Annotated in this window: 16 protein-coding genes; 14 read left to right on the forward strand and 2 right to left on the reverse strand. The window is 34.5% G+C overall.

Annotation, left to right across the window (positions count from 1 at the left end):
• Positions 1-14: 14 nt before the first annotated feature.
• The 9 genes from iolD (at position 15) to NSQ14_RS04205 (ending at position 10,461) form a co-directional block, all read left to right on the forward strand.
• Positions 15-1,928 carry a 3D-(3,5/4)-trihydroxycyclohexane-1,2-dione acylhydrolase (decyclizing) gene (iolD, locus tag NSQ14_RS04165; protein WP_346217110.1) on the forward strand — a complete coding sequence of 638 codons (1,914 nt, stop codon included), beginning with the start codon at positions 15-17 and terminating at the stop codon, positions 1,926-1,928.
• A 105-nt stretch (positions 1,929-2,033) separates the two neighbouring features.
• A complete protein-coding gene (fba, locus tag NSQ14_RS04170; protein WP_340499387.1) occupies positions 2,034-2,906 on the forward strand; it encodes a class II fructose-1,6-bisphosphate aldolase in 873 nt (290 codons plus the stop codon).
• Between the two features lie 109 nt (positions 2,907-3,015).
• Positions 3,016-4,215, forward strand: a complete 1,200-nt coding sequence (locus tag NSQ14_RS04175) for an MFS transporter (RefSeq protein WP_340499388.1) — start codon at positions 3,016-3,018, stop codon at positions 4,213-4,215.
• Positions 4,212-4,598, forward strand: a complete 387-nt coding sequence (locus NSQ14_RS04180) for a VOC family protein (protein WP_340499389.1) — start codon at positions 4,212-4,214, stop codon at positions 4,596-4,598. The genes NSQ14_RS04175 and NSQ14_RS04180 overlap by 4 nt, the downstream gene beginning before the upstream one ends.
• A 51-nt stretch (positions 4,599-4,649) precedes the next feature.
• A complete protein-coding gene (locus tag NSQ14_RS04185) occupies positions 4,650-5,486 on the forward strand; it encodes an AraC family transcriptional regulator (RefSeq protein WP_340499390.1) in 837 nt (278 codons plus the stop codon).
• Between the two features lie 402 nt (positions 5,487-5,888).
• Positions 5,889-7,403, forward strand: a complete 1,515-nt coding sequence (locus NSQ14_RS04190) for a sugar ABC transporter ATP-binding protein (protein WP_346216911.1) — start codon at positions 5,889-5,891, stop codon at positions 7,401-7,403.
• A gap of 89 nt (positions 7,404-7,492) precedes the next feature.
• On the forward strand, positions 7,493-8,437 hold the full coding sequence (locus NSQ14_RS04195; RefSeq protein WP_340499415.1) for an ABC transporter permease: 945 nt from the start codon (positions 7,493-7,495) through the stop codon (positions 8,435-8,437).
• A 35-nt stretch (positions 8,438-8,472) separates the two neighbouring features.
• Positions 8,473-9,456 (forward strand): sugar ABC transporter substrate-binding protein, encoded by a 984-nt coding sequence (locus tag NSQ14_RS04200; protein WP_346216912.1) that lies wholly within the window; start codon positions 8,473-8,475, stop codon positions 9,454-9,456.
• Between the two features lie 219 nt (positions 9,457-9,675).
• Complete coding sequence (locus NSQ14_RS04205; RefSeq protein WP_340499395.1) at positions 9,676-10,461, forward strand: hydroxypyruvate isomerase family protein; 786 nt, start codon at positions 9,676-9,678, stop codon at positions 10,459-10,461.
• Between the two features lie 244 nt (positions 10,462-10,705).
• On the opposite strand, the gene NSQ14_RS04210 is transcribed toward NSQ14_RS04205, so the two are convergent.
• Positions 10,706-11,461 (reverse strand): DeoR/GlpR family DNA-binding transcription regulator, encoded by a 756-nt coding sequence (locus NSQ14_RS04210; protein ID WP_340499396.1) that lies wholly within the window; start codon positions 11,459-11,461, stop codon positions 10,706-10,708.
• Positions 11,462-11,814: 353 nt separating this feature from the next.
• On the opposite strand from NSQ14_RS04210, the gene NSQ14_RS04215 reads away from it, so the two are divergent.
• Entirely contained in the window at positions 11,815-12,834 is a 1,020-nt protein-coding gene (locus NSQ14_RS04215; RefSeq protein WP_340499397.1) for a Gfo/Idh/MocA family oxidoreductase, read from the forward strand.
• A gap of 105 nt (positions 12,835-12,939) precedes the next feature.
• Here the strand turns inward: NSQ14_RS04215 and NSQ14_RS04220 are convergent, their stop codons facing one another.
• Positions 12,940-13,773: an AraC family transcriptional regulator gene (locus NSQ14_RS04220; protein WP_340499399.1), complete on the reverse strand. Its 834-nt coding sequence runs from the start codon at positions 13,771-13,773 to the stop codon at positions 12,940-12,942.
• A gap of 235 nt (positions 13,774-14,008) precedes the next feature.
• Here NSQ14_RS04220 and iolE point away from each other — a divergent pair, with 235 nt between their 5' ends.
• From iolE to iolG (NSQ14_RS04240), 4 genes are all read left to right on the forward strand, one after another.
• Positions 14,009-14,926 (forward strand): myo-inosose-2 dehydratase, encoded by a 918-nt coding sequence (iolE, locus tag NSQ14_RS04225; RefSeq protein ID WP_346216913.1) that lies wholly within the window; start codon positions 14,009-14,011, stop codon positions 14,924-14,926.
• Between the two features lie 102 nt (positions 14,927-15,028).
• Positions 15,029-16,048, forward strand: a complete 1,020-nt coding sequence (gene iolG / locus NSQ14_RS04230; protein ID WP_340499404.1) for an inositol 2-dehydrogenase — start codon at positions 15,029-15,031, stop codon at positions 16,046-16,048.
• 84 nt (positions 16,049-16,132) lie between these two features.
• Positions 16,133-17,725, forward strand: coding sequence for a solute:sodium symporter family transporter (locus tag NSQ14_RS04235; protein WP_340499405.1), 1,593 nt, complete (start codon positions 16,133-16,135; stop codon positions 17,723-17,725).
• A gap of 49 nt (positions 17,726-17,774) precedes the next feature.
• A complete protein-coding gene (gene iolG, locus NSQ14_RS04240) occupies positions 17,775-18,782 on the forward strand; it encodes an inositol 2-dehydrogenase (RefSeq protein ID WP_340499416.1) in 1,008 nt (335 codons plus the stop codon).
• The last annotated feature ends 54 nt before the right edge of the window (positions 18,783-18,836 follow it).

An 18,836-nucleotide genomic window follows, 5' to 3' on the forward strand; every position in this document is an offset into this window, starting at 1 on the left:
TCTAACGGGGTGGTATCATGAAAAAAATTAGACTTACGACAGCGCAAGCGTTAGTAAAATTTTTAAATCAACAGTACATCAGTGTTGATGGGGTAGAAAAACCGTTTGTCGAAGGTGTTTTTAATATATTTGGTCATGGAAACGTACTAGGAATTGGTCAAGCACTTGAACAAGATGCAGGTCGTTTAAAAGTTATCCAAGGTAAAAATGAACAAGGAATGGCATTAGCTGCTGTCGCATATGCGAAGCAAAAGTTGCGTCAAAGTATTTATGCTGTTACTACTTCCGTTGGTCCTGGTTCTGCTAACTTAGTTACGGCGGCTGCAACGGCAATGGCAAATAACATCCCGGTTCTTTTCTTACCAGGTGATACGTTTGCAACAAGACAACCAGACCCAGTTTTACAACAAATTGAGCAAGAGCATAGTTTAGCTATTACAACTAACGATGCTTTAAAACCTGTTTCAAGATATTGGGATCGAATTACTCGTCCTGAACAGCTTATGTCTTCTTTAATCCGTGCATTTGAAGTATTAACGAACCCAGCAACAGCTGGTCCAGTTACTATTGCGATTGCGCAAGATGTTGAAGGTGAAGCCTATGATTATGATGCGGCATTTTTCCAAAAACGTGTTCACTATTTAGATCGAAAAGAGCCTGTTCAACGTGAGCTTGAAGGTGCAGCAAAATTAATTAAAGAAAGTAAACGTCCAGTGATTTTAGTTGGTGGGGGAGCAAAATACTCCCAAGCGCGTGATGTATTAATCGAGCTTTCAGAAAAACATAATATTCCTCTTGTCGAAACGCAAGCAGGTAAATCGACTGTAGAGTTTCAATTTAAAAATAATCTCGGTGGTTTAGGTGTGACTGGTAACCTGGCAGCCAATAAATTGGCGAAGAAAGCCGACTTAATCATCGGTGTTGGTACACGCTATACCGACTTTGCAACTTCTTCAAAAACAGCTTTCGATTGGGATAATGCGAAGTTCTTAAATATTAACGTCAGCCGTTTCCAAGCGTATAAACTAGATGCATTCCCAGTTGTAGCAGATGCGAAAGTAACATTGGAAAAACTTGCTCCATTATTGGAGGGTTACGAAACAACGTACGGCGATGAAATTCAACAATTAAAAGAAGAATGGAACGCTGAACGTGACCGCTTAAGTAAAGTAACGTTCAACCGCGAAAACTTCGTACCTGAAATTAAAGATCATTTTAGCCAAGATGTGCTAAATGAATATGCCGATGTATTAAATACAGAATTACCACAGACAACGGCTTTAATCGCGATCAATGATACAATCGATGCTGATAGCGTGATAGTTGCAGCTGCTGGGTCATTGCCTGGGGATCTTCAACGTATTTGGAATCCAACGGTTGAAAATACGTATAACCTTGAATATGGATATTCGTGTATGGGGTATGAAATTTCTGGTGCATTAGGGGCTAAATTGGCTGAACCGGATAAAGAAGTGTACTCCTTAGTTGGAGACGGAAGTTTCCTCATGCTGCACTCTGAACTTGTAACAGCTATTCAATATGGACAAAAAATTAACGTTGTATTATTTGACAACTCTGGTTTTGGTTGCATTAACAACCTACAAATGGGCAATGGAATGGGGTCTTATTACACTGAATTCAGAACCCATGACAATCAAATACTAAATATCGACTATGCTAAAGTAGCAGAAGCTTATGGTGCAAAAACATATCGTGTAAATACGATTGAACAATTAAAAGCAGCGATTGAAGATGCTAAAAAACAAACTGTTTCCACATTAATTGAAATTAAAGTACTACCAAAAACAATGACTGATGGATATGAGTCTTGGTGGAATGTTGGTGTGGCTGAAGTTTCTGAAAGTGAAGCAGTTCAAAAAGCATATAATGAAACAGCTGAAATGAGAGAAAAAGCAAAACAATATTAATTGATCTTTTTGCTCCGATTCCTTGCAAGTAATCGGAGCAATAATTTATTTTAATAGAATATCAGATTACATCAATGTTTTACGTAATAAAGAGAGGTGAAATTGATGGGAGAAAAAAGTTCGGTATTAGTACCACTCAATGAAATGCTTGAGGATGCGTTAAAAGGAAATTATGCGGTTGGGCATTTCAATATTAATAGTTTTCATTGGGTTGAGGCAATTTTAGAGGCGGCTCAAGAAGAAAATTCACCTGTAATTGTCGCATCTTCCAATCGTTTAATCGATTATTTAGGTGGTTTCCAATCCATTGCATATTTTGTCAATAAAACAATAGAAGCGAAAAACATTACTGTACCAGTAGCACTACACCTTGATCATAGTGATAGTGTTGAACGTTGTTTCGAAGCAATCGACGCTGGCTATACATCTGTGATGATTGATGGCTCTCATTTTCCTATCGAAAAAAATATTGAATTAACTAAACGAGTTGTTGACTATGCGCATAAGCATGGCGTCTCCGTTGAAGCGGAAGTCGGAACGGTTGGAGGAAATGAGGACGGAGTAATCGGAAATATCAATTATGCAGATCCGCAAGAATGTCTTCGCTTAGTAGAAGAAAGTCAAATTGATGCGCTTGCAGCGGCACTTGGTTCTGTCCATGGACCGTACAAAGGGGAACCGAAATTAGGTTTTGCAGAAATGAAGGAAATTTTTGAGTTAACGAAGGTGCCTCTTGTATTACATGGTGCATCAGGAATTCCTCTTCAACAAATTGAGAAAGCGATTGAATATGGTCACGCAAAAATTAACGTGAATACGGAATGTTTACAGGCATGGACAAATTCTGTTTATGAATATATCGATAGCCATAAAGATACGTATGATGCTCCAAGTATTTTAAAAGCAGGTAAACAAGCGGTTAAAGCGGTAGTGAAAGAAAAAATGAAAGATTTTAAATCTAGTAATAAAGCAAATTAATAGTCGTTTGATAAGGATGTCTTACTCATGAAGACGTCCTTATCGTGTATAGGTAATTGAAAGGTTTTGTTTAGTATATTGTGCGATTCTCCATCGAGGAAGTGATCCTATGGTACCATCCCAGAGGAAAAACCGTTATTTATTTATTGTAGTCTCCTTCTTGTTATGGTTTCCCAACTTTCTATACGTCCCAATTTTGTCGCCTTATATTGATTTTTTAGGCGGTAGTTATACTTTTGCAGGTATTATATTGAGCAGTTATGGGATTACGCAATTATTATTCCGTTTACCCATTGGGATTTTTTCCGATTTAGTAAAGAAGAGAAAACCTTTTATTGTGATGGGAATGCTCGCAAGTGCACTTAGTTGTATTCTCTTTTTAATGTCCGAAATTCTATGGTTTATGCTCCTTGCTAGAGCTCTTGCTGGAATAGCAGCAGCAACTTGGGTCGTTTTTACGGTTTTATTTCCTACGTATTATGAGGAAGATAAAGTACATAAAGCAATGAGCCATATCACATTTATTGTCGTGTTAGGTCAATTACTCGGAATGAGTTTCAGTGGTATTGTTGTTGATGAATTTGGCTGGAAAGCACCCTTTATTCTAGGTGTTATTTTTAGTATTGTTGGTTTATTTTTATCCTTATTTGTCCACGAACAAAAGGGATTAGTTGATAAAAAGCCGATTACATTTAATGAATTAATTTTTGTTGTAAAAGACCCTTTATTATTAAAAACGTCGTTTCTCTCTATCGTAGCCCATAGTATGATATTTGTAACGATGTTCGGTTTTACATCGAGTTACGCACTCGAAATCGGCTTTCAAGAAAAAGAATTAACATGGATTGTTATAGTGTTTATGATTCCTCATGCTTTTGCAACTTTATACATGGGATCTCATATCGTTCCGCGTTTAGGTGAATGGAATTCTTTGAAACTTGCATTTTTAACTTCATCGATTTTTGCGATAGTGATTCCATTGTTTCAAACGAAATTTGCCTTTTTAATTATCCAAGGATGTTTTGGATTTTCTTTAGGTTTAATCTTCCCGCTACTACTAGGGATGTCGATTCAAAATATTGAAATAGAAAAACGAGCGACAGCAATGGGTGCTTATCAAGCGTTGTATGCCATAGGTATATTTGCAGGTCCGTTTTTTGCTGGGATTTTAAACTCGTTACTAGGGCTTGAGTCTGGTTTTTACTTTGTTGGAATTTTAGGGATTTTCGCATTAACATTTATTTTCATCTGGAGTAGAAAACAAGTAATGGTAGTTGAGAATAACCAATTCGAGGAGAAGGTTGAATGATTAAAAGAGTAGAGCATGTCGGAATCATCGTATCGGATATGGATAAATCCATTCAGTTTTATGAAGAAATGTTAGGGTTTCAATTACGTATCCGGATTAATAATGGGGAGAAGGAATTAGCATTTCTTTCACATCCTGGTTCACCGACCTTTGAAATCGAATTAATCCGTGATTTAGAGGATACGATTCATTATTGTGAGCATGGACTTGTTAATCATGTGGCATTTGTTGTCGATGATTTAGAAACAATAATTGTAAAATTCCAAGAACATCATATTCCATTTGTCACCGCCAAACCGAAGCAAGGGTTAGGGAGAAAAACGATTCGATTTAAAGGACCAAATGGTGAAATTTTGCAATTGGTGGAAGAAAGAATGGAATGAATGTTGACTTACGTTTAATGTTTTGTTTTTTACGGTTAAGGGGTGAAAACAATGAAAGAAAAAGGAGTATTATCACAGTCCGAACAATATTTTCATATCCCAAGTGAATTTGCCAAAAAAGTCCTCTATTATCCGACGTTAGGTGGAAATTACTATTGTTCGAGTGAATATGAGACGAAACGAGATAAGTTTAATCAATACTATTTTTGTTATATTAAAGAAGGAAAAATGGAAATTGGGTATAAGGAAGAAAAATTCATTGCTAAACAAAATGATTTCGTCTTTTTAGATTGTTTTTCACCACATTTTTATACTGCATTAGAAAATAGTAAAATTACGTGGTTGCATTTTAAAGGTTCGGGTGCAAAAGAATATTTTAAACTTTTATATAAGAAACAACACGGACCCATTTTTACTTTAGAAGGAAATAGAGAAATTCCGACGAAATTGGATCTCATCTTAACGATGATGCAGGAAGATAAAGTGAATGAACACCTTGCATCCATACTAATCCAACAAATTCTATACGAACTTACGAAAATATCAAAACAGGATCTAAATGAAATAGGAGTTGTGAACCAAGCCATTTTATTTATTGAAAATAACTATCATAAAGATATTAGTTTGGAAGATATTGCTCGACATGTTAATCTAAGTCCATACCACTTTTCTAGATTATTTAAAGAACAAACAAATTTTACGCCAAATCAATACTTAATCAATTATCGAATTAATTGTGCTAAAGATTTATTATATAAGACAAACTTATCCATCAGTGAAATAGCGTATCGATGTGGTTTTAATAGCGATTCATATTTTGCGACAACCTTCAAAAAGCATACTGGGTATTCACCAAAAAAGTACCAAAAGTTCATCTTCAAAATATAACTTTTGGTGTTTTTTTATGTCTTTTTTACTAGAGGGGTCAATTTAATAGCAATATTATGAAAAAAGTGAGCAAAATACTGAAAGAATATTGGTAACTTTTGAGTTATATTAAAAATGTAATATTAATCTTTTGATTAATTTAACAATTAGGTATTCAAAAGATATATATTACATTTAACATCAAATCCTCATTTTGATTTGTATTTTTCATTAGTTAATGAAAGCGTTTTATAGTTTTTTATTATTAGAAAATTTTGACACACATTTCACAAACACGAATACAGGAGGCGATTAAAAGAATATTTATACTGCAAAAGTATTCGAAATTAAAATTTCAAAAATTCTTACTCATAATTTTAATGGGTTATGAGTCACCAAAACAACAGGGGAAGGAGTTTAAAAATGGCTGAAAATGCTACTAACCTCCTTGATATTAAGGGTATTAAGAAAAGCTTTGACAAAAATGAAGTTTTAAAGGGTATTGACTTAGATATTCGGTACGGTGAAGTCCATGTATTACTAGGAGAAAATGGTGCGGGAAAATCTACTTTAATCAAAATTTTAAACGGTGTTCACCCAAAAGATGCTGGTGAGATGTATTGGGAAGGGAAACAAGTAGAATTTACGAAACCACAAGATGCAATCAATCTTGGAATCTCAACCATTTTCCAAGAGTTAAATAACGTAAAACAACTTAAAGTCTATGAAAATATTTTTTTAGGAAGAGAAAAGAAAAAAGGCGGAAAAATATCTTTTCTTGATAAAGAATTTATGCGTAAAGAATCCATCCGTTGTTTAAATGAACTTGGCCAAAATGGTGAAGAACTTGTAGATCAAGAAGTTGGGAAACTTGGAATGGGTCAGCAACAGCTCGTTGAGATTGCGAAAGCGATTGCATTAGATGCAAAACTCATTATTATGGACGAGCCTACGTCAAGTCTGAGCGGTAGGGAAGTTGAACAGCTATATAATGTTATAGAACTTTTACAAGAACGCGGTGTCTCGATTATTTTTATCACCCATAAGTTAGAGGAAATTAAACGGATTGGGAACCGATTAACAATCCTACGAGATGGATATATGATTAAAACTCTACCTGTAAAAGAGACAGATCCGGATTACTGGATTGAGTTAATGGTAGGACGGAGTCTTGATGAAAAATATCCAAAGAAAAAATTTGAAGTTGGAAATGAAGGTTTTCGAGTAGAAAATTTACATGTCGAAGGCACACCAGGACCGGTTAGTTTTTCCGTTAATTACGGTGAGATTGTTGGTTTTTCAGGGTTAGTTGGAGCTGGTAGGACGGAACTTGCTCGGGCAATTTTTGGAGCAGACCCAAAACTTGGCGGAAAGATTTTTATCGATGGGAAGGAAGTTGTAATCAATTCACCAGGAGATGCGATAAGAGCGGGCATAGCTTTTATTACGGAAGATAGAAAAAATGAAGGACTTCTCCTTGATCAGACGGTACATTTCAATATCTCAATTGCCAATATTAAGGATTTCTTAAATAACAAAACAAGAATCATCAATCAAAACAAAATTAGAAAACAATCTGAGAACTATGTGAAAGAATTGAAGGTAAAAACCGAAAGTATTGACACAAACGTACGATTTTTGAGCGGTGGAAACCAACAAAAAGTCGTTATAGCGAAATGGTTATGCACGAACGCAAAAGTGTTTATTTTTGATGAACCAACAAGAGGTATCGACGTTGGTGCTAAAGTAGAGGTTTATCGTTTAATGAACGAACTTGTTGAACAAGGGAATATTGTGATTATGATTTCTTCTGAACTGCCAGAAATATTAGGAATGTGTGATCGGGTTCTTGTCATGAATGAAGGAAGAATCACGGCGGATATTCCGATTGAAAAGGCAGATCAAGAAATAATTATGAAATATGCAACAGGGGAGTGAAGAGTGTGAGTAAAGTTCAAGAAAGAATAATAGATTCAGTACCTACTGAAGAACAAAAAGACACATCCTTTTTTAAATCGGTCAAAAAAGTGTTAGGTAAATTTGGAACATTAATAGCTCTTTTACTTTTATGTTTAATTTTTACAATAACATCTGAGGAATTTTTAACATTCGATAACTTTATGAACATCGCAAGACAAGTATCCATTAATGCTCTGCTTGCTCTTGGAATGTTACTACCAATTTTAACTGCAGGTATTGACTTATCCGTTGGTGCAGTACTTGCTTTTTCATCAATGATCATGGGAATTGTAACCGTGTCAATGGGCATGAACCCGGTTATCGGTATTTTAGCAGCACTTGCCGTTGGTGCAGGGTTTGGTCTACTTAACGGGGTATTATTAACGAAATTTCACTTACCACACCCATTTATTTCCACGATGGGTACCCAATTTATCGCACGTGGATTAGCGTTAATGGTAACGGCAGCTGCTCCAATCGCTGGATTTCCATTATTAATCCAGTATATGGGAAATGGGTTTGTAGCAAATATTGTACCATTTAGTTTCGTATTAGTTATTGTTGTTTATATTATTATGCATATTTTCCTTACGAAAACGAAAACAGGTCGATATATTTATGCGATTGGTGGAAATAAAGAAGCTGCCCGTTTATCAGGGATTAACGTAAACCGAGTACTTTTAATTGTCTATACAATTAGTGGATTATTAGCTGGTTTAGCAGGGGTTATTCAAGTAGGGCGTGTTAACGCAGCTTTCCCAACCGCTGGTATGATGTATGAAACAGATGCGATTGCCGCAGTAATTATCGGTGGTGCAAGTTTCTTTGGAGGAGTTGGAACTGTTGTTGGAACTGCGATAGGAGCAGCAATTATCGCTGTTTTAAGAAATGGATTAAACTTACTTAATGTTTCTTCCGACATCCAAATGGCTGTCATTGGTGCAGTTATTATTCTCGCGGTTTATGTGGACGTACTACGATTAAGAAAGAAAAGAAAAGCTGGTAGTAATTAAAATTCAAATATATAAAAACAATAGGGGGAATTTTAGTGAAAAAGAAATTATCTTATGTAATAATTACGGCTTTATTAATGCTTGTATTAAGCGCATGTAGTCAAGGATCAAATTCCGAAAGTTCATCAGGGAATGATTCTTCTAGCGGTTCAAACGATGAAGATATTACAATTGCTGTTGTATTGAAAACTCTATCAACTCCATATTGGAAAGTGATGGAGGCTGGTGTATTACAAGCAGCTGAAGATTTGGGAGTTAAAGTAAATATTGTTGGACCTCCGTCCGAAGCTGAAATTATGCAACAAGTTAACCAAATTGAAGACCAATTAAGTAAAAATCCAGATGCTATTTTAGTAGCACCAATTCAACCATCAACAGTTGTACCTTTACTAGAAGCAACTGATATTCCAGTTATTACACTTGATACAGATGCTGATATCGAAAATCGTCTATCCTATATCGGAACTGATAACTATACTGCTGGTGTTGAAGGTGCAAAATTCTTAATTGAGGAATTAGGTTTGAAACAAGGTGACAAAGTAGCATTAATTGATGGTGCGCCAGGTAACCCTGCAACAAACGATCGTATTAAAGGTGCAAAAGATACATTTACAGAAGCTGGAATAGAGATTGCAGCTGAACAACCTGCAGACAGTGATTCCACAAAAGCGATGAACGTTATGGAAAACATTCTTCAAGTTGAAAAAGATTTAAAAGCAGTTTTTGTAGCTAGTGATGATATGGCTCTAGGAGCATTACGTGCAATTGAACCATCTGGCTTAGATATTAAAGTAGTTGGTGTTAACGGTGACCAAGTTGCTGCTGAATCTATCTTAAATGGTGGAATGTTTGCCTCTGTTGCTCAAAAACCGTATGACATGGGATATTTAGGTGTACAAAAGGCTGTCGCTGCAATTAAAGGCGAAGAAATTGAAGAGCGTATCGATAGTGGTATCGATATTATTAAAAAAGATAATGCACAAGAACAAATTGATTTCTTGTCAGATATTGTTGACTAATATTAATGTATCTAATTGAAATTAATACATTGAATCATAAGTTTGGATGTTGAAACCAAAGCAATGAACATCATCTCATTGTAGTATCCATAGATAAATAACTTTACTTAGTACCTAGTGGATAACTTATTCCTATCATATGGGAGGTATAAGTATGTTCAAAAATCAAATCGCATAGATTATCCCAAGTTATCTTTGTTGATATGGAGGTAAATTTTAATGAAATTTCCCAAAGCAGCATGTATCGAAACATTGTATACAGAACTTCCATTTATGGAACGGTTTAGGGTGGCAAAAAATGATGGCTTTGAATACGTTGAATTCTGGAGTTGGGTAGATAAGGATTTAGAAGCAATACAAGCTGTTTGTGAAGAAACAGGTATAAAGGTTTTTGCGTTTAATGGTGATGGTGATTACTCCCTTGTAGATCCTACTCACAAAAAAGATTATTTGGCATTTTTGGAGCAATCGATTGAAGCGGCTAAAAAAGTCGGTGCACCATCATTGACGATTCATTCTAATGCATTAGGTGAATTAGGGGTTGTAGTTAATCATTATATCGAGCTTTCGGATACTCTAAAGATTAGTTCGATGTATGACATGCTTTTAGAATGTGCGAGATTAGCAGAAGCAAATGATATTCTCTTAAACTTAGAACCGTTAAATATTTATGTAGACCATGTTGGTAACTTCCTAACAACAACACAAGAGGCAGCAGAAATGATTAAATTAATTAATTCACCAAACTTAAAAGTGTTGTATGATGTGTATCATATGCAAATCAATGAAGGGAATCTATCTTACAACATAAAAAAATATTTGGACCAAATAGGCCATATTCATGTGGCTGATACCCCAGGACGTCACGAACCAGGAACAGGAGAAATTAACTATCATTATATCTTTAACTTATTAGAAGAACTGAATTACACGGGTTGTGTGGGTTATGAGTTATATCCAAAAAATACAACAGAAGAAGCTGTAAAAGCGATTATGAGCTATTAGAGTAGAAGTTGGACCTCTTATTATGGCACCTCGTTATGTTAAAAGTATCAAAGAATCGAGGTGCTTTCCTCATCCTAAATAGTAAATAAAGAATCCCTCTTTAGTTACTTCCGAAGACTTATCTGTTTTCTCAATTGCAAAATAACTCTTAGTTTCAAGGTTGTAAAAAATAAAAAGGCATGAGGATTCCAATGCCTTTTTGTGTAATAATCTTGATGTTTTATATCCACTATGACAATGTTATTTATTTTGGAGCAATAATATGAATATCGTGTTCGGCAGCATATTTCTCATATTCCACAAGAATTTTTTCATCAGAAACGATATAATCCACATCTGCTAATTGGCAATACGTCATCAAACCTAATTTTTCAAATTTCGTACTATCAACCAATAAAAATACTTTACTACTTTTTTGAACAATGGCTTGTTTTAATCCTGTTTCTAAAGGAGATGAGTTCGTGACGCCTTTTGATAATGAAATTCCAGTTGTTGCCATAAATGCTTTATTGATATTATATGTGTTAAATAGTTCGGTATTATCTAGTGTCGTAAATGCGTTTGTTTCTCTTTCTAAAATTCCACCAGTAGAAATTATATTTAAACTTGGAAAAGGAATAGACCGAACGATAAATTCTATATTATTTGTTAGAATCGTTATCTTGTTTTCTTTTATATATTCAAACATTTCGATTGTCGTCGTACCTGAATCGATAAAAATGATATCACCATCTTCAACAAATTCAGATGCTAATTTTCCAATTAAAGCCTTCCCTTTTTGGTTTTTAACTTGACGATCTTGAAAGGATTCAAGTTTTTTTTCATTAATCGCAATTCCACCGTATACCTTTCGAAAATCTCCTCTTTCAACAAGCTCTTGAATATCCCTTCTAATCGTGTTTTTAGAAACGTTAAACACTTTAACTAATTCATCTAAGGAAGCGGTTTGATTTTTGGAAACGTATTCTTCTATCCTTTGAATCCTTTTTTCTTTGATCATGAATCTCCCTCCGATTTTAAGTTCCGGTTATGAAAACGTTTAATATACTATCATTCTATCAAAATATATTCAAAAGTTCACCATTTATTTAAAAAACCATAAAAATATACGAGTAATTGGTAATGAATTTGTTTTATAATTAATTTGGAAAAGCTTTAAGGAATACAGAAAATATATTGATTGTAAACTTTTTTAATTATAATATTTAACTAAGAGTAAACAAAAAGATTATCTACAATTTGTGGTTTTTCCGACAAGGTTGTTTAAATTTAATAAAAAACATACAAGTTTTGGCAATCTTTTGGGTGGTCCAGTGCTTACAATGGAAACTCTTACAGGGAAGGGGAAAAATGATGGGAATTAATGTTGGAATTATTGGCTTAGGAAGAATGGGGCAGATTCATGCGAAAAATATTGTAAATATTCCAGATGCCAATCCTTATGCAGCGTGCAGCACAACTGATGCTAGTTTAGAGATGGTCAAAAGGGAATTTGGTGTAAAAGAAACATATAAAGATTATGAAGAGATGATATCCAATCCAAAATTAGATGCGGTTGTCATCGCATCCCCATCAGGAATGCATACCGAACATATTCAACTTGCGATGGAAAAAGGACTTCATGTTTTTTGTGAAAAACCCATTGGTTTAAATATTGATGACATTAAAAGAACAATCGAAGTAATCGAATCTCGTCCTAATCAAATCTTTCATCTAGGATTTATGAGACGTTTCGATGAGTCCTATCAATATGCAAAAAAATTAGTTGATGAAGGTGCTATTGGTGAACTTACGTTAATTCGTTGTTATGGGATGGATGCAAGTTCAGGGTTTGATTCCTTTTTACGATTTGCAAAGAAAAGTAAAAGCGGTGGTTTATTTGCAGACCTTGGGGTTCATGACATCGATTTAGTTCGCTGGTTTACTGGTAAAGAAATTAAACGAGTTTGGGCACTGGGTAAAAACACGACATATCCTGAATTAAATGAATTAGGTGAACTTGAAACAGGTGCAGCAATGATGCAACTAGAAGATAAAACGATTGCCCTATTAGTTGCAGGGAGAAATGCTGCCCATGGTTATCATGTAGAGGCAGAACTAATTGGTACAAAAGGTATGTTACGTGTAGCCCAAGAGCCGGAGAAAAATCTTGTGACCATTTTCAATGAACATGGAGTAGTAAGACCAACACAACAATCTTTTCCAGAACGATTCCAAGATGCCTTCAGAAGAGAAATGGTCGAATTTATTTCATGTATTAAAGAAGGAAGACAGCCTGATGTAACCGCCTTTGATGGCTTACAAGGAACGATTGTTGCTGAAGCATGTCAGAAGTCGATTGAAACAAATGAAATTATTGATATAAGTTACTAAATGGGACTATGAGAATGTGGAGAAAAAGCAATCGGGGAATGAACTCGATTGCTTTTTTCGTTGGTAAAACAAGTTAGTGTGAGCACATAACGAATCAATTATAAATCAAAATTGGATTTCCCTAAATTTTTTTGGTGATAATCCGACACGATTTTTAAATGTCGTAATAAAATGGCTCGTATTGCTAAACCCAGATGCTTCGCCAATTTCCTTAATGGATAAATTTGTATTATGTAGTAACTTTTTTGCATTATTAACTCTGAAATCTATTAAATAATTAATCGGTGAAGTATTCATATGTTTTTTAAAAATGCGGGAAAAATAAAATGGACTTAAATAGACATGATTTGCTATGTCTTCGAGTTTAATTTCTTCCCTAAAGTTTCTGATGATGAAATTAATCGCTCGTTCGATTTTTAATTCTGTACTTTGGTCTAAATAATGTGAAATTTGGTTTAATTCATATAGTATATTTTGAATGTAAATTGAGACTAAATGTTCATCAACCTTATTTGCCTCCGCCATTTTAATTATTCGATTCATGTAATCAGGAATATATTGATTGTTTAGTAAGAAAACACAACCATGCTTTTCATATAATAAATCAAAATATTCCTTACTCGAGTTACCAGCGAAGTGAAACCACTCAAAAATAGTTTCTTCTTCAGCTCTATACATATGAGGCTTTGTGCAATCAAGAAATACAAGTGAATTTTGTGATGCAGTGAAAGTTCTATCATCAAACTGTATTTTCATTTCCCCCTTTTTTACATACATAAATAAATAACTATTAAAATTATCTCTTTTAACGATGTAATTGTTCGAACAATGAAACAAACCAGAATAGATGATGTAATATAACGCCTTTTTTGCAAACTTATTGGCTATTGTAAAGTACATCTTTGACTGAGGTAAAATTCCCTTATCAAATATCCTCATATGCCTGTCACCTCATTGTTTTTTAAATTGAGAAAAAACCTGTTGACTGAAGGCGTTTTTAGTACTAAAATTTAGCTATAGATGACCAAAAGTTAACCAATAAATTATAGATTATTATGGTAAAGTTATAGTTTTTCATTTTTTGAAAGCGCTACATGTTTGTATTGACTGAAATTCTTTGTTAAATATCGGTCATCTTCTGGAAAAAATTAAAATACTATATAGAAAGTGGTGTATGAAAATGACAAACATTACTTGGGGTATTGCTCCGATCGGTTGGCGGAATGATGATATTCCCGAAATTGGAGCAGAAAATACGCTATCACACGTATTAAGTGATATTGCAGTTGCAGGTTATGCTGGAACTGAAGTGGGTGGATTTTTCCCAGAACCAAAAATATTAAACAAAGAATTAGAACTACGCAACTTACGTATTGCCGGAAGATGGTTTAGTAGCTATATCATCCGGGATGGGATTGAAGTAGCAGTAAAAGCATTCCGTGAACATTGTCGATATTTGAAAGAGGTTCATGCAGATGTAGCGGTAGTTTCTGAGCAAACTTACAGTATCCAAGGTACGGATAAAAATGTTTTTGCGGACAAACCAAACTTTACAGATGCTGAATGGGAACTGTTATGTGAAGGTTTAAACGTTTTCGGAAAAGTAGCAGAAGAGTATGACTTGAAGATGGTTTATCACCATCATATGGGTACAGGTGTTCAAACATTAGAAGAAGTAGACCGTTTAATGGCAAATACAGATCCAAATCATGTTCATCTTCTTTACGATACTGGACATATTTTTGTTTCTGATGATGAATACATGCCGTTATTAGAAAAACATATTGATAGAATTAAACATGTCCACTTTAAGGATGTACGTAAAGAAGTAAGAGATCGATGTAAAGAAGAAGGGAAATCCTTCCAAGGGTCATTCTTAGCTGGAATGTTTACGGTACCGGGAGATGGAGCGATTGATTTTGTTCCTGTTTATAAAAAGTTACTAGAAATTGCTTATGAGGGATGGATCATTATTGAAGCTGAACAAGATCCAAAGAAAGCGCATCCACTTGAGTACGCTTTAAAAGGGAAAAAATATATTGATGAAGTGCTATTACCATTAAATGAGTCCCTCTTAACGAATAACAGATAGCTAGTTTTATATCACAACACTGATGATTACTTATAATATACCTAAAATAATCAACTTACAAACGATTTGTTAAAAAGAATATGTTAGAAAGAAGTGATAAGTATGGCCATTCATGTAGGGGTTATTGGCTTAGGAAGAATGGGGCAAATCCACGCAAGAAATATAGCTGAGAATGTTCCAGATGCTACCCTTTATGCTGCATGTAGCTATGTTGATGAAGAATTGGAATTGGCAAAACGGGAATTCGGTGTTAAAGAAACGTACAAAAATTATGAGGATATGATTGCAAATACGAATCTTGATGCCGTAGTCATTGTCTCTCCTTCTGGACTTCATACAGAACATATTCGCATAGCCATGCAAAAAGGGTTACACGTATTTTGTGAAAAACCAATTGGACTAGATTCAGAAGATATTAAAAAAACAATTGAAGTAATTAATTCCCGTCCAAATCAAGTATTTCAATTAGGTTTTATGAGACGGTATGATGAATCGTATCAATATGCCAAAAAATTAGTAGATGAAGGTACCATTGGTGAACTTACTTTGATTCGTTGTTATGGTATTGATCCAAGCTCAGGACTTGAGTCGTTCGTAAATTTTGCTAAAAACAGTAGAAGTGGTGGATTATTTGCAGATATGTCTATTCACGATATCGATTTAGTGAGATGGTTTACAGGTAAAGAAATAAAACGGGTTTGGGCAATAGGCAAAAATGCCGCTTATCCTATATTGGATAAATTAGGCGAACTTGAAACGGGTGCAGCTATGATGCAATTAGAAGATAAAACGATGGCTATTTTAGTTGCTGGACGAAATGCGGCCCATGGTTATCATGTGGAGACAGAACTTATTGGTACAAAAGGTATGTTACGCGTAGCGCAACAGCCTGAGAAAAACCTTGTAACGATATTTAATAATGAAGGTGTAGTTAGACCAACATCCCAAAACTTTCCTGAACGATTTCATGATGCTTTTATTAGAGAAATGAAAGAATTTATTTCATGTATAAAAGAAGGTAGACAACCGGAAGTTACAGCTTATGATGGTCTTTTAGGAACAATTGTTGCAGATGCTTGCCAAAAATCAGTTGAAACAAATTCTATTGTTGTTATTGATTAGAGCGCAAGGTATTTAGTCGAACTAGTCAAAACATCAATCAGAAAAACAAAAAAGCAGCTTAGTGGCTGAGAGGGGAGAGGAACAATGGGGACATTTGCGATTATATCCTTTTTCTTAATTATTGCAATAGTATGGTTTTATGCCTGGAAGCGGAGTAGGAAAGTTGATAACTCCACTTCCGATGGTTTCTTTTTAGGTGGGCATTCATTAACAGGTATTTCCATAGCTGGTACCATAATAATGACAAACTTATCAACCGAGCAATTAGTTGGACAAAACGGTCAAAGTTATGCAGCAAGTATGGAGATTATGGCGTGGGAAGTTACATCTGCTATAGCGATTGTATTACTTGCTGTAGTGTTTTTACCACGTTATATGAAATATGGTATCAGTACAATTTCGGATTTTATTGAAATTCGTTACGATACATTTACAAAGCGTTTAATTTCATTTTTATTTATGTTTACTTACATGACATCATTTTTACCTGTTGTTCTTTATTCGGGTTCACTCGTATTTAACAGGTTATTTGATGTTGAAGAGATGTTTGGTGTAAATACTTTAACGGCAGTTGCGATTTGTGCAGGTTTTATCGGTTTTATTGGTATGGCCTATTTATTAATGGGAGGGCTTTCATTAAGCGCTTACAGTGATACGCTTTATGGAATTGGATTATTAGTTGGAGGAATGACAATACTTATTCTTGGGCTATCATTTCTTGGCGATGGTAGTGCAATTGCGGCAATTGATATTATTCGTGAAAACACACCGGAAAAATTAAATGCATGGGGTCCAATTGATTCAGATTATGTTCCATGGCCAACATTAATGTTAGGTATGTTCTTTAATAACCTATATTTCTGGTGTTGTAACCAAATGATTGTTCAAAAAGCATTAGGGGGTCAAAACTTAAAAGAAGGTCAAAAAGGTACTTTATATGTTGCTTTCTTTAAAGTATTTGGTGCTTTATTCTTAGTATTACCAGGTATTGTTGCTTTCAATATTTTTGATAGTGGATTAGCAAATAATGATGATGCCTATCCATCGCTTGTATCATTAGTATTACCTGAATGGGCATATGGTATTTTTGGTGCAGTTATTTTTGGAGCCATTTTAAGTTCCTTTGTTGGTTCTTTAAATGCAACAGCTACCTTATTCTCACTAGACTTCTACAAACCTATTTTTCATAAGAATGCAACAGATAGGCAAGTAGCAAGAGCTGGTAAGTGGGTAACTGTGATTGTCGGATTAATATCTGTAGTTATTGCTCCATTAATTGCGTTTGCACCAACAGGATTATATAACGTCATTCAACAATTTAACGGTTTGTATAGCTTACCATTACTTGCCGTTATTCTATTTGGTTTCTGGAATAAATATGTTACAGCAACAGGTGCCAAAATAACCTTTGCTTTCCATATCTTGTTCTATATTACAGCTAACTTCACATTAGATATTAACTACTTATATATTTTTAGTATTATTTTTATTTTAGATTGCTTTGTCTTATGGTTAACTTCTAAAATTAAACCGTTGGATACTCCATTTGAGTTTAAAGGAAACTTAAACAAAGTTGACTTAACTCCATGGAAACATGTGAAATGGGTTAGTGCTTTAGCAATTTTAGCAGTTATAGCAATGTATGTAATCTTTTCACCACTTGTTTTAGCGCGATAGTATTTTTCTAATAAAATATTAAAAGGTCAAGGAGATGTAGAAAATGTCAATAAAAGTGCATGTTGTTGGGGTTATTGGTGCTGGCAGAATTGGCAAATTACATATTGCCAATATGAAAAATATGCACAAAGTACGAGTAAAAACAGTATCGGATCCATTTATCGATCAGATGCAGGATTGGTTTATAAATTCGTGTGTGGAAAACCTTACCAAAGACTATAAAGATATTATCAATGATCCAGAAATTAAAGCTGTGATTATCTGTGCACCAACAGATCTACATATACCAATAATTAAAGAAGCCGCAGCTGCAGGTAAACATATTTTCTGTGAAAAGCCTATCAGTTTCTCAGATGAAGAAACGATTGAGGCATACGAAACCGTTCAAAAAGCAGGTGTGAAATTCCAATTAGGTTTTAATAGAAGATTTGATCGAAACTTTGCGAAAGTAAAAGAAATTGTTGCAAATAAGGAAATTGGCGATTTGCATATTTTGAAAATTCAATCAAGGGATCCTGAACCACCATCCTTAGATTATGTTGCACATTCAGGAGGCATATTTATGGATATGAGTATCCATGATTTTGATATGGCTCGCTATATTTCAGGATCAGAGGTTGAGGAAGTTTATGCTACTGGTACGGCATTAGTAAACCCAGAAATCTCAAAATATGAAGATATTGATACTGCTATTATTACATTAAAATTTGCAAATGGTGCAATCGGTGTCATTGATAATAGTCGTCAAGCTGTATATGGATATGATCAACAGTTAGAAGCATTTGGCTCCAAAGGTTCTGCAAAAGTAAATAATGAAACACAATCCCGTGTAGAAGTATTAACTACAGATGGTGTAAAAAGTGATAATCCTCTGTACTTCTTCTTAGAACGTTATAATGACGCTTATATTGCAGAAATGAGTCAATTCTTTGATGCAATTGAAAATAATACAGAGGTTCCATGTAGTTTCATTGATGGAATTATGGCTCAAAGAATTGCACAAGCAGCGAAAGAATCTTTGTTAACAGGAAAGCCTGTTAAAGTGAAAAAACTATAATTAATAGTTGGTAAAGTTGTGATGATGCTACCTTTATATTGAATATTGAATAAA

Origin of the sequence: Caldifermentibacillus hisashii, assembly GCF_039654145.1 — a bacterium.
GTDB classification, from domain to species: domain Bacteria; phylum Bacillota; class Bacilli; order Bacillales; family Caldibacillaceae; genus Caldifermentibacillus; species Caldifermentibacillus hisashii.

What these genes read in the sequence shown, in the direction of transcription:
- fba (WP_340499387.1), top strand. Translation starts at nt 2,034, where the DNA reads ATGGGAGAAAAAAGTTCGGTATTAGTACCACTCAATGAAATGCTTGAG.
- NSQ14_RS04175 (WP_340499388.1), top strand. Translation starts at nt 3,016, where the DNA reads ATGGTACCATCCCAGAGGAAAAACCGTTATTTATTTATTGTAGTCTCC.
- NSQ14_RS04180 (WP_340499389.1), top strand. Translation starts at nt 4,212, where the DNA reads ATGATTAAAAGAGTAGAGCATGTCGGAATCATCGTATCGGATATGGAT.
- NSQ14_RS04185 (WP_340499390.1), top strand. Translation starts at nt 4,650, where the DNA reads ATGAAAGAAAAAGGAGTATTATCACAGTCCGAACAATATTTTCATATC.
- NSQ14_RS04190 (WP_346216911.1), top strand. Translation starts at nt 5,889, where the DNA reads ATGGCTGAAAATGCTACTAACCTCCTTGATATTAAGGGTATTAAGAAA.
- NSQ14_RS04205 (WP_340499395.1), top strand. Translation starts at nt 9,676, where the DNA reads ATGAAATTTCCCAAAGCAGCATGTATCGAAACATTGTATACAGAACTT.
- NSQ14_RS04210 (WP_340499396.1), bottom strand. Translation starts at nt 11,461, where the DNA reads ATGATCAAAGAAAAAAGGATTCAAAGGATAGAAGAATACGTTTCCAAA.
- NSQ14_RS04215 (WP_340499397.1), top strand. Translation starts at nt 11,815, where the DNA reads ATGGGAATTAATGTTGGAATTATTGGCTTAGGAAGAATGGGGCAGATT.
- NSQ14_RS04220 (WP_340499399.1), bottom strand. Translation starts at nt 13,773, where the DNA reads ATGAGGATATTTGATAAGGGAATTTTACCTCAGTCAAAGATGTACTTT.
- iolE (WP_346216913.1), top strand. Translation starts at nt 14,009, where the DNA reads ATGAAAATGACAAACATTACTTGGGGTATTGCTCCGATCGGTTGGCGG.
- iolG (WP_340499404.1), top strand. Translation starts at nt 15,029, where the DNA reads ATGGCCATTCATGTAGGGGTTATTGGCTTAGGAAGAATGGGGCAAATC.
- NSQ14_RS04235 (WP_340499405.1), top strand. Translation starts at nt 16,133, where the DNA reads ATGGGGACATTTGCGATTATATCCTTTTTCTTAATTATTGCAATAGTA.